The organism is Clostridium sp. ATCC BAA-442, assembly GCF_964239415.1.
GTDB lineage: Bacteria > Bacillota > Clostridia > Oscillospirales > Oscillospiraceae > Flavonifractor > Flavonifractor plautii.
Genome location: NZ_CAXSQB010000004.1, coordinates 60547 through 72430 on the forward strand (window position 1 = coordinate 60547; position 11884 = coordinate 72430).

An 11884-nucleotide genomic window follows, 5' to 3' on the forward strand; every position below is an offset into this window, starting at 1 on the left:
TGCCCTTGGGTGCAGCCCTCCTGTTTGCACAAAAGTTAGCAATTACTAACCAAAAGGAGGAATTTATATCATGAAACAACAAAGCCCCATGCTCCGTTTGTGGGAGCTGGGAGAGGGACAGCAGGGCGGCCTGAAGCGGGCGGTCCTGTCCGCTGTGGTGGGGGTACTGTTTGGGATGCTCCCTTACTTCGCCGCGGCGCAGATCACCCTGGGCCTGCTGAAAGGGGAGCAGAGTATGCAATACTACCTGATATGGTGTGTTGTGGCGCTCGTGGGCTTCCTGCTCCGGGCCACCCTGTATTCCCTGGCCCTGTCCCAATCCCACAAGGCCACCTTTGCCATCCTGAAATCCATCCGGGAGCGGGTGCTGGAGAAGCTGCCAAAGATGCCTCTGGGTACGATTCTGGACACCTCCAGCGGCCAGATGAAGCAGATCATTGTGGACCAGGTGGAGAGCATGGAACGGCCCCTGGCCCATCTTCTGCCGGAGATGACCGCCAATGTGCTGGGGCCAGTGTGCATCCTGATCTACCTGTTCGTACTGGACTGGCGGATGGCCCTTTTAAGCATGGTGTCCATCCCGGTGGGCATGGCTTTCATGATGGCGGTGATGGCTGGCTACGGCAAGCAGTATGAGGGCTCGGTCAAGACCACCCAGGCCATGAACAGCGCCATTGTGGAGTACATCGGCGGCATTGAGGTCATCAAGGCGTTCAACCAGGGCAAGCAGTCCTATGCCCGCTTCTCCGACAGCGTAAAGGCCAACGCCTCCTACTTCTACCACTGGATGAAGAGCTGCCAGATGCCGGTCTCTCTGGCCCGTGCCATCTCACCTACCACCATGATTACTATTCTGCCGGTGGGCTGGCTTCTCTACACCGGAGGGAGTCTGCCCATCGAGACCTTTATCACCACCATCGTCCTGTCCCTGGGCATTGCCGGGCCTCTGCTGGCCGCTATGGACTTTGTGGACAGCCTTGCCAAAGTGGGCACCATCGTGGGCTCGGTGGACGCCATCCTGAACGGGGCGGAGCAGGATCACGGGGAAGCGTCGGTGGAGTTCCGGGGCCGGGACATCAAGCTCTCCCATGTGTCTTTCGGCTACCACGCGGACAAGGAGGTGCTCCACGATGTGTCCCTCACCATTCCCGCCGGGAGCATGACCGCCTTTGTGGGGCCCTCTGGCTCGGGCAAGTCCACCATCGCCAAGCTGATCGCCGGCTTTTGGGATGTAACCTCCGGCTCCATCACCTTGGGCGGACAAGACTTGAAGCGGGTCCCACTGAAGCAGCTCTATGACCAGGTGGCCTTTGTCTCCCAGGACAACTACCTCTTTGACGAGAGCATCCGGGAAAATATCCGCATGGGTCGCCCGGCGGCCACCGACGCCGAGGTGGAGGCCGTGGCAAAGGCCGCCGGGTGCGACGCCTTTATCCGGGGCCTGGAACGCGGCTACGACACCGTGGTGGGCGGAGGCGGCGCCCATCTGTCCGGCGGCGAACGCCAGCGCATCGCCATCGCCCGGGCCATGCTCAAAGACGCGCCCATTGTGGTGCTGGACGAGGCGACCGCCTACATAGACCCCGAGAACGAAGCTGTTGTTCAGCAGGCCGTGGGTAAGCTGGTGGCGGGAAAGACCGTTCTGGTCATCGCCCACCGCCTCAGCACCATCACGGGAGCGGATCAGATCGTGGTAGTCAATGGCGGCCGCATCCAGGATGCGGGCACCCACGAAGAACTTTTGAAAAACTGCCCGCTGTATCAAGAGATGTGGCGGGCTCACATGGGCGCAAAGGAGGGAGAGCAGGCATGATCGGCGTTCTGAAAAAAATCTGGCACTTTGCCGGCGAGGAACAGGGCAATATCCGAAAGTCCATGATTTTAGGCTTCTTTTACGCGGTGTTCCACATGTTCCAGATCGCGGCCATCTATGTGGTGGTGCTGGCCCTGGTGGGCGGCTCCACAGACCCCGCCCCGGCATGGCAGGCGCTGGGGCTTCTGCTGGCCAGCATTCTGGGCCGGGCGGTCCTCAACCGCTTCAGCCAGCTCCAACAGACCCACGCCGGCTACTTCATGGTGGCGAATAAGCGTATCTCCATCGGCGACAAACTCAAGCGGGTCCCCATGGGCTATTTCAACGACCAGAGTTTGGGGGAGCTCACCGGCATCACCACCACCGTTCTGGACGAGGTGGAGAGCACCGGCCCTATGGTACTGGTTGGTATCCTGGGCGGCCTGATCAATTCTGCCGTCATGCTGCTGTGCATCCTGTTCTGGGACTGGCGGATCGGTCTGCTGGCCCTGGCGGGGATGCTGGTGTATCTGGCCCTTCTCTCCGGAATGGAGAAACAGTCCGCCAAAATCGCCCCCAAGCGCCAGCGGGACGAGGCCCGGCTGGTGGAGGCGGTGCTGGAACAGCTCCAGGGCATGAGCGTCATCAAGTCCTTTAACCTGACCGGAAAGGGTGACAAGCGGGTGCGGCAGGCTCTGGAGGACAGCCGGGCGAACAATCTGGCGGTAGAGAAGCTGTTCACTCCCTATATCTGGGGCCAGGAGATGGTTCTCCACCTGTTCAGCGTTCTGATCCTGGCCGCGTCGGTGGGGCTGTGCCTGACAGGAGCCATGTCCCTCGCCAATGCGCTGATGGCGGTCATCGTCTCCTTCCTGATTTTCTCCCAGATCCAGTCCGCGGGCAGCGGCGTGTCCGCCCTGCGTCTGGTGGGCAGCTCCATCGACCATGCAAACCAGGTGGACGACATCCCGGAGATGGATCAGCGCGGCACGGTAATCCGTCCAGAGGACCACGAGATTGTATTCGACCATGTGAACTTCTCCTATGGAAGTCGCCCCATCCTCAAGGATGTGTCTCTGACCATCCCAGATCGAACGACCACCGCCATTGTAGGGCCCTCCGGCTCGGGCAAGACCACTCTCTGCAACCTGATCGCCCGGTTTTGGGATGTGGACGGCGGCCGTGTGACCATCGGCGGCCGGGATGTGCGGGAGTACACACTGGAATCCCTCATGGAGCAGGTGAGCATGGTGTTCCAGCGGGTGTACCTCTTTGCCGACACGGTGGAGAACAATATCAAGTTCGGCTGCCCGGACGCTACCCATGAGCAGGTGGTGGAGGTTGCAAAAAAGGCGTGCTGCCACGACTTTATCTCCGCCCTGCCGGATGGATATAATACGGTAATTGGCGAGGGAGGAGCCACGCTCTCTGGCGGAGAGAAGCAGCGCATCTCCATCGCCCGGTGTCTCTTGAAGGACGCGCCCATCGTCATCTTCGACGAGGCCACGGCCAATGTGGACCCCGAGAATGAGGATCAGCTCCAAAGGGCTATGGAAGCCCTGACGAGGGAGAAGACCGTGCTGATGATCGCCCACCGGCTCAAGACCGTGCGGGGTGCGGATCAGATTCTGGTGCTGGACCAGGGCAGCGTCGTCCAAAAGGGTACCCACGACGAACTGATCCAGCAGGCGGGCATCTACCGGGATTTCGTGTCCGAGCGCACGGAGTCCAGCCGATGGACACTTTGATTGATCGCAAAAGACAAAACTGCAGTACAGATATTTGCACTGTGATTTTTGGGTGGCTATGGCATTTGCAGCAAAAAAATCGCCATGCGCAGATATGGGGAACGCTATAAAGAAAGCGTGCAGTTCCAAAACTAAAGTGGAGCTGCACGCTTTCTATTCTACTTCTTTCCTACCTTCCTAAACTCTCCCGGTAACAGTCCAGTGCTCTTTCGGAACAGCTCCGCAAAGCGGCTGGAGGTAGAATAGCCCACAGTCTGCGCAATCTGTCCAATGGACAAATCAGTATTGGTGAGAAGGTACTCCGCCTGGCTCATGCGGCGCTGCTGGATGTACTCGGTGATGGTGCAGTCGTAGACCTTCTTGAAACTGCTCTTGAGTTTTGTTGTCCCCATGCAGGCAATCTGGGTCAGACGCTCCATGGGAACTTCCGCGGCGTAATGGTCGCTCAGGTAGGTAGCGACTGTCTGAATATTCTCAATATCCTGGGTTGCCAGCCGCCCAGTGGCCGCCGGACGCTTTTTCTGATACTCCACCACCAGCGACAACGCTTCGGCTACCTTGCTCTCATAAAACAGTTTGGCGGCGATCCCATCTCCGCGGTAATTTTGAAGCTCTGTAAGGAGCCTGGACATTTCCGGGAAGTCTGTTGTCTGGTCGATCTTTCGGAATGCCTCCACCGGGTTGTGGTATTCGTCCGGATACTGCTTTTTGAGATAATCCTCATAGTAGGCGGGCATGATCTCAACGCCGATGGAGCGAATGGGAATATTTTTGTGGATCAGCACCCGGTAGGGCGAATAGCCACCGATATAGGTTTTGATACACCCGGCGGACAGCCGGCGGTACGGAGCCAATTCCTCGCCGGAGATGGAATCATAGCGGGTGATGCTCAAACACTCTGGCAGGGAGAATTCCAGCAGAGAGTCCTCGTGAAAGGAAAAGTTATGGATCTTGATGTCGTACAGATCCTTTTGCCCGTAGGTCCAGTAGGACCCCTCTCCGATTTCGGGCGATAACTTCCACGAGATACCTAAAGAACCATACTGCTGATTATCCGGGTCGGGAATAAAACCGTGCCCTTTCAACAGCGGCGCATAGTATTGCTCAATGATTTCGGGCATGACAAAAGACTCGCCTCCTCTTTACAACGATTGGACGAACTTTTGAAACGAAAAGACGAACCTCGTTTCAAATCATTGAAAGCCGCCCCAATCGAGTGTATGTTATAGGTGACGGTTAGCGAACTCTAACCAAAGAGTAGCATATCACAAAGAAAAAGTCAACATGACGCAAAAACAGGAGGAGCAAAATGAGTAATCAAGTCAATTCACTGAAGAAGGGCCTTACGGTCAAGGATCTTGTGACAACGGGTATTTTCAGTGCCATCTTTTTTGTGTTTACCCTGGTCGGCGGACTTCCGTTCGCCCCGAATCCAGTCCTGACCTTCTATATGCCGATGGGGGCGGCGCTGCTGTGCGGCCCTATTTATCTGCTGATGGTGGCTAAAGTGCAGAAGCGGTGGAGCGTCACAATCCTCGGCATCATCATGGGGATCATCTGGTTTGCCACCGGAATGCACTGGGCGTTTTCCCTGGGCTATATCGGGATGGGACTCATTGCGGACTTGGTAGCCGGCGCCGGTCACTACCGCAACAAGGCCATCAATCTGCTGTCCTATATGCTGATTTCCCTGGGAGGCATCTATACTTATGTGGTATTCTTTCTTGACCCGGACGGCTGGGCCAGCACCATGCTGAACAATGGCACGGAACAGTCCTACATCGACACCATGAACGCCTCCGCACCCTCCTGGCTCCTCGTGGTCATCATCGCCGGCACATTGACGGTGGCGGCTCTCAGCGGCTGGGTCGGCGGCAAGATGCTGAAAAAGCAGTTTGAAAAGGCTGGGATCACCGCATGATGGGCGGAGCGTCATCCCGGCGCGGGCTGTGGCTGGACCCCAGGACGAAGATATTGCTGCTGCTGTTCTGCATCCTTTCCGCTATGATGGCCCCGTCCCTATTCTACGAACTGGGCCTTGTGGTGCTGATCGGGCTGCTCGGCGTCTGCTTCGGGAAGTGGAAATATGCCTGGAAGGGTGTACTGTTCTATGCGCTGATTGTCCTGCTCACCCTCTGGATCATGGACACCATGACGGGCACTTGGCGCACCATGTTTATCGCCTTTTTGGGGCTGTTCCATAAGGTCTATCCCTGTGGGATGCTGTCCGGCATTGTCCTCTCTACCACGAAGGTCAGCGAATTCTTATCCGCCATGAACCGCATCCACGCACCGAAAAAGCTGGTGATCCCGCTGGCTGTCATGCTCCGCTATGTCCCCACCATCCAGGAGGACTGGCGGTTTATCAAGGACGCCATGCGGATGCGGGATGTGTCGCCGTCTCCCAAGGGACTGCTGACGCACCCGGCCATGACGGTGGAGTGCATTTATGTCCCGCTGATGATGGCGGCATCCAAGGCGGCGGATGAGTTGTCCATCGCCTCCATTACCCGCGGGATCGAAAACCCGAAGCCCCGGACCTGTCTGGTGCAGATTCACATAGGACCCGCGGATCTTCTGGCGGGCGTCTGCTTCGCGGCGTACCTCGCTGTGGGGCTGTACTGGAAGGGGGTGTTCGGATGATTGAACTGAAGCATGTGTCGTTTGCCTACCAGGGCCAGGAGCATGACGGCCTGCACGACATCAATCTGACGATTGCGGATGGAGAGTGCGTCCTGTTCTGCGGCCGGAGCGGATGCGGCAAGACCACCATCACAAGGCTGGTCAACGGCCTGATCCCACAATTCTATGCGGGAGAATTGACGGGCAGCGTACTGGTGGATGGACAGGAGATCAGCAAGCTGCCCATGTACCAGATCGCCGCTAAAGTCGGCTCTGTGTTCCAAAACCCCAGGACGCAGTTTTTCAATGTGGACACGGACAGCGAAATCGCCTTTGGGATTGAAAACGAGGCCCGGCCGCCCGTGGAGTTGGCGGAGCGGGTGGAGCAGGCCACCGACGACCTGCATATCAGTCCGCTCCGAAACCGCAATATCTTTGAATTGTCCGGGGGCGAAAAGCAGAAGATCGCCTTCGCTTCGGTCTATGCCATGAATCCAGAGATTTACCTGCTGGATGAGCCGTCCTCCAATCTGGATATGACATCTATCCAGGAGTTAAAAGGCCATTTGCGGCTGCTTCAAAAGCAGGGCAAGACCATCCTGATCGCGGAGCACCGGCTCTATTATCTGATGGATCTGGCGGACCGGATCGTGTACTTGGAGCAGGGCCGGATCGAGAAGGTTTTTACGCCGGAAGAGTTCCGCGGATTACCAAGGGAGGCCCGGGAACGCATGGGATTGCGGGCGGCGGACTTGGCGGAGGTGCGGCCTCCGCAAGTCCACTCGCCGGCATCTTCCCCTGTCCTGGAGCTTCGGAATGTCACGCTCCGGTATAAAAAGCGGACGATCCTGCACCGCATCAGCCTTGCCGCCGCAAAGGGTGAGGTAATCGGCGTGGTGGGCCACAATGGGGCCGGGAAAACGACCTTTTCCCGCGCCCTGTGCGGGCTCCACAAGGACTGCGAGGGGCAGTTTCTGTGGGATGGACAGGCGATGGAGCGGAAGAACAGGCTGAAACGCTCCTACATGGTGATGCAGGATGTGAACTACGAATTATTTGCCGAGAGTGTGGAGGCGGAGTGCTCTTTCGGCATCCGCAATCCGGACTTGACCTTGGCCGCCTCGACTCTGGAGGAATTGGGGCTGGCTCCCTATCGGGAGCGCCACCCCAATACGCTGTCCGGCGGGCAGAAGCAGCGGGTGGCCGTAGCGGTCAGCATGATCTGCGGAAAAGACCTGCTGGTGTTTGACGAGCCCACCAGCGGCCTGGACTTTGACAGCATGACCCAGGTGGCGGGGCTGATCCGGCGGCTGTCTGAACTGGGAAAGGTCATTTTCATTGTCACCCATGATTTTGAATTTGTCTGCCGCACCTGCTCCCGTGTTCTGCATTTTGACGAGGGCGAGATGCCCGATGATATACCCGTTGTGATGGACGCCCTCCCGAAGCTGAGAGAGCTGTTCTCTGTCAAGGTGAATGGCTCCGAAGGAGACAGAGAAGGTGGCCTGGGCCATTCAGATGGAAAGGAGAGGTAGTCTATGAAACAGAAGAAAACCAATCGTGTGGCCTTGCTGCTCCACTGGGCCGGGGAGCAAAAAGTATGGCTGTTCCTGGCCGTGCTTCTGGCGATGGCCGGGGGCCTGTGCATTGTGGTGCCCTATATTGAAATTTACCGGCTGATGGACGCCGCCTTTGGCGGAACCTGTACCGAAGAACTGGTGGTGCGGGTCGTGGCTGCTGTGGCTGCGGCGGTGGTGCTCCGCTTTGTGCTGTTCGGGGCATCTGGAGTGGTATCCCACAAGGGAGCCTACGGCGCGCTGTTCAAGGTGCGCTGTATGGTAGCGGAACACATGGCTAAGGTGCCGCTGGGGGCGCTGAACGAGCGGCGGACCGGAGACATCAAAACCGTGCTGAATGAGGACATTGAGAAGCTGGAGCTGTTTCTGGCCCACAACCTGCCGGATCTGGTGTGCTATCTGGTGGGGCCGGTGGTGGTTTTTGCCTACCTGATGACCGTCAACATCCCGCTGGCTCTGATTTCCCTGGTGCCGCTGGTGCTTGCGGCCGTGGTGATGGCGGTCATGTTCCGCAACACGGACGACCTGATGGACCGGGCCAACCGTTCCATCACCGCGCTGAACTCGGTCATGATCGAGTATATCAGCGGCATGAAGCTCATCAAGGCATATAACATGGGGAGCAAATCCTTCCAGAAATTCTCCTCCGCCATCCATGATGAAAACGCCATGTGGAACGAGACCTCCCGCCGCATGGGGCCCCCCTACGCGGCCTTTGTGGTCATCATTGAGTGCGGAATGCTGCTCATGGTGCCGCTGGGCGGGATGTTTTTCCTGAAAGGCTCCCTAACAGCCAGCGCATTCCTGCTGTTCCTCTATGTGGGGTCCATGTACCTGACGGAGATCCGTCCGCTGCAGGAGTTGGGGACCAATTTCGCCAATGTGCTGAACGCGGTCACCAAAGCGAAGGAAATCCTGGATGTCCCCATCTATGAGGGCGGCACGGATTTCCCCCAATGCCATGATATTGAACTGCGGAATGTACGGTTTTCCTACGATGACAAAACCGATGTGCTGCAAGGCGTCAATCTCAAGATCAGGGACGGAGAGAGGCTGGCCCTGGTGGGACAGTCCGGCGCCGGCAAGAGCACCATAATCGAACTGATCTCCCGCTTCTATGATGTGCAGGAGGGCGAGGTGCTGATCGGCGGAAAAAATGTCAAGGAGCTGGACTACGACACCATCTTGAGCAATGTGGCTATCGTATTTCAAAAGACTTTCCTCACCCGCGACAGTGTACTGGAGAACATCCGCATGGGGAGCAGCGCCAGTCTGGAACAAGTGAGGGCCGCCGCAAAGGAAGCCCAGATCGACGACTTCATCATGTCTCTGCCGGATGGCTACGATACCAAGGTGGGGAGCTTCGGCTCCCGGTTTTCAGGCGGAGAGAAGCAGCGGATCGCCATTGCCCGCGCCATTTTGAAAAATGCCCCAATCCTGATTTTAGATGAGGCCACCAGCGCCTCCGACCCGGAAAACCAGATGGAGATTGACAGGGCCATCCAAAATCTTTGTAAAGGCAAGACCGTCATTGTGGTTGCCCACCGCCTGAGCGCCCTGAAGATGTGTGAACGGGTCGCAGTGGTGGAGGACCACACCATCACCTGCGCCGGCACCCATGAGGAAGTCCGCAGGGATAACGCTTACTACCGGAAAGCCTGGGAGGACTATGAAAAGGCCCGGAACATTACCTATCAGTTGGAAGGGGGGCGAGGAGAATGAGAGAACACGATGTCTTGAAAAAGAACAAAAATTTTTATATTGGCGTTGGGGGAACTGTTTTGGAGGGCCTGCTCTCCGGCAGCCTGTTCCTGCTGCTTTACTCGGTCATGCAGTTTTTGTGGGCGGGACAGTTTGACCTGAACCGGGTGTTGATGCTGACCGGGGCGATTGCCGGCATCTTCCTGCTCCGTATCCTGATTTACAGCTATGGCTACACCAAAGCCCAGATCGGCGGCGCGGAAGTCAGCCAAAATATCCGGCTGTTTATGGGGGATCATCTCAAGCGTATCCCCCTGTCCCGGTTTACCCAGGGGCAGACAGGCGACTACATCAACACCATCACCAGCGATGTCAATAACTATGAAAAGATCCTGACCCACAAAATCGGGGACCTGGCGAAAAACTTTGCCTTGTCTATCATGCTGATTGTGTTTGTCATGACGATCTATGTCCCCGCCGGGCTGATCCTGCTGGTGGCGGATCTGCTGCTGATTCCCGGTTTGTGGCTTTCTTTCCGTATGGTGAAGAAGTACGGCAAAGAAAAGAATGACATCTGTGCGGAGAATGTCAGCAGCATCGTAGAGTATGTATCCGGCATCCAGACCTTCCGGGCTTATGGCGTGGGTGGCTTGAAAAACAAGACGGTCATCAGCGCCATGCGGGACTTCTGCCGCATCAGCTTTGTATATGAGGCCAAGGTGCTCCCTGTAGGAGCCGGGCTGGGCATCCTGATCTGGCTGTCCTGCCCGCTGGTCATCTGGAACGCCTATGCGCCGTGGGCAGCCGGGGCCATCGACACGGTTTCCTATCTGTTGGTCTGCATGTTGCCGCTGTTCTGTTCCAAACTTGCCAACGCCATTTTTGTAGACCTCACCAGTTACAAAAACCTGATGATCTCCAAAGGAAAAATCTTGGGCGTGATGGATGAGCCGGAGGAGAGCGGCAGTATGGAGGCACTGCGGCCCGCTACCCATGAGATTGTCTTTGACCATGTGGACTTTGCCTATGTTCCCGGAGAGCCGGTGCTGAAGCAGGCGTCCTTTACGGTGCCGGATCAGAAGCTAACCGCCATTGTGGGCGATTCCGGCTCCGGCAAATCCACCATCCTGAATTTGATTGCAAAATATTATGAGCCAGCCAGTGGCGTCATCTCCATCGGAGGGAAGCCCATCAATCATGTGGCGGCGGAGCGCGTGCTGGAGCAGGTTTCCATGGTAGATCAGGATGTGTTCCTCTTTGACGACACCATCCGGGACAACATCCGTCACGCCCGCCCCGGCGCATCAGACGCGGAGATTGAGGCAGCCTGCCGGGAGGCCAACTGTGACGGATTTATCCGCAGGATGGAAAAGGGCTATGATACCCCTACCGGCGAGAACGGCAATCTGCTCTCTGGCGGGGAGCGCCAGCGGCTGTCCATCGCCCGTGCCATTCTGAAGGACAGCCCGATTCTGCTGTTGGACGAGGCCACGGCATCCCTGGACATCGAGAACGAGCTGGCGGTCAAGCAGGCCATCGCCAATCTGCTCAAGGCGAAAAAGACCGTGGTAATGATCGCCCATACCCTTTCCATCGTCAAGAATGCGGATCAGATCCTGGTAGTGGCAGACGGAACGATCAAGGAATCCGGTACCCACGAGGAGCTGCTGGCTATGAACGGCAAGTATGCGGCCATGTGGAACGCAGAACAGAAAATCACTGTATAAATGAGAGGTCGCGTCTATGAAAAAACTCCATGCGTCGGGCGAGGACTATCTGGAGGCCGTGTTGGTACTCCAAAAGGAAAGAGGGATGGTGCGCTCCGTAGATGTGGCCCGGCACATGGGGGTATCCAAGCCCAGCGTGTGCCATGCTGTAGCTACCTTGAAGGCGGGCGGTTTTCTTACCATGGACGAGGACTTCTTTCTCCGCCTGACCGATGTAGGCCGGGAGGTAGCAGAGCAGACCTATGAGAAGCACTGCTTCTTCACACGCCTGCTGATAGAAGCCGGTGTAGAGCCGAGGATCGCGGAACAGGACGCCTGCCGCATGGAGCATGTGATCAGCGAAAGTAGCTTTCGGCATCTGAAGCAGAATATGGACAAAAAGAAATAGTCGCGGGAGGTGAAGCTGGTGACCGGGATGGCTGTGCTGCAATATGGGAATTTGTGTATTGACCCAAATCAACGCAGGGTCTATGTAAATGAACAAGTTGTGGAGTTGACCACGATGGAGTTCAATATCTTATACTATCTGGCTTTGCATCCCGGCTGGACCTTTACCCGGGAGCAGCTTTACCGATATGCGATGCCTGATGATTTTGCTTCCGGCCTCGAAAGCGTCACCAGCCGGATCTACAAGATACGGAAAAAACTAAATATCAATGCGATTCAAACTGTACATGGATACGGTTATCGCTTTCAAAAATAAAAATAATGGCTGTG

The 11884-nt window shown here is 56.9% G+C and carries 10 protein-coding genes; 9 read left to right on the forward strand and 1 reads right to left on the reverse strand.

What is annotated here, in order from left to right; translation table 11 throughout:
• The first annotated feature begins 70 nt into the window (after window positions 1–70).
• Both ACESY8_RS02795 and ACESY8_RS02800 read left to right on the forward strand, forming a co-directional pair.
• On the forward strand, window positions 71–1813 hold the full coding sequence (locus tag ACESY8_RS02795; RefSeq protein ID WP_058722713.1) for an ABC transporter ATP-binding protein: 1743 nt from the start codon (window positions 71–73) through the stop codon (window positions 1811–1813).
• Complete coding sequence (locus tag ACESY8_RS02800; protein ID WP_058722714.1) at window positions 1810–3540, forward strand: ABC transporter ATP-binding protein; 1731 nt, start codon at window positions 1810–1812, stop codon at window positions 3538–3540. Before ACESY8_RS02795 ends, ACESY8_RS02800 begins: the two co-directional genes overlap by 4 nt.
• A 158-nt stretch (window positions 3541–3698) precedes the next feature.
• Here the strand turns inward: ACESY8_RS02800 and ACESY8_RS02805 are convergent, their stop codons facing one another.
• Window positions 3699–4661, reverse strand: a complete 963-nt coding sequence (locus tag ACESY8_RS02805; protein WP_058722715.1) for a helix-turn-helix transcriptional regulator — start codon at window positions 4659–4661, stop codon at window positions 3699–3701.
• Window positions 4662–4849: 188 nt separating this feature from the next.
• On the opposite strand from ACESY8_RS02805, the gene ACESY8_RS02810 reads away from it, so the two are divergent.
• From ACESY8_RS02810 to ACESY8_RS02840, 7 genes are read left to right on the forward strand one after another with little or no spacing between them, the layout of a single operon-like run.
• Window positions 4850–5461, forward strand: coding sequence for an MptD family putative ECF transporter S component (locus ACESY8_RS02810; protein ID WP_058722716.1), 612 nt, complete (start codon window positions 4850–4852; stop codon window positions 5459–5461).
• Window positions 5461–6183: an energy-coupling factor transporter transmembrane component T gene (locus ACESY8_RS02815; RefSeq protein ID WP_058722717.1), complete on the forward strand. Its 723-nt coding sequence runs from the start codon at window positions 5461–5463 to the stop codon at window positions 6181–6183. The genes ACESY8_RS02810 and ACESY8_RS02815 overlap by 1 nt, the downstream gene beginning before the upstream one ends.
• Window positions 6180–7697: an ABC transporter ATP-binding protein gene (locus tag ACESY8_RS02820; RefSeq protein ID WP_082670659.1), complete on the forward strand. Its 1518-nt coding sequence runs from the start codon at window positions 6180–6182 to the stop codon at window positions 7695–7697. The genes ACESY8_RS02815 and ACESY8_RS02820 overlap by 4 nt, the downstream gene beginning before the upstream one ends.
• A 3-nt stretch (window positions 7698–7700) precedes the next feature.
• On the forward strand, window positions 7701–9461 hold the full coding sequence (locus ACESY8_RS02825) for an ABC transporter ATP-binding protein (RefSeq protein ID WP_118438869.1): 1761 nt from the start codon (window positions 7701–7703) through the stop codon (window positions 9459–9461).
• Window positions 9458–11167, forward strand: coding sequence for an ABC transporter ATP-binding protein (locus tag ACESY8_RS02830; protein ID WP_058722718.1), 1710 nt, complete (start codon window positions 9458–9460; stop codon window positions 11165–11167). The genes ACESY8_RS02825 and ACESY8_RS02830 overlap by 4 nt, the downstream gene beginning before the upstream one ends.
• 16 nt (window positions 11168–11183) lie before the next feature.
• A complete protein-coding gene (locus tag ACESY8_RS02835) occupies window positions 11184–11555 on the forward strand; it encodes a metal-dependent transcriptional regulator (RefSeq protein WP_058722719.1) in 372 nt (123 codons plus the stop codon).
• A 27-nt stretch (window positions 11556–11582) separates the two neighbouring features.
• A complete protein-coding gene (locus ACESY8_RS02840; RefSeq protein ID WP_058722746.1) occupies window positions 11583–11870 on the forward strand; it encodes a winged helix-turn-helix domain-containing protein in 288 nt (95 codons plus the stop codon).
• Window positions 11871–11884: the final 14 nt, after the last annotated feature.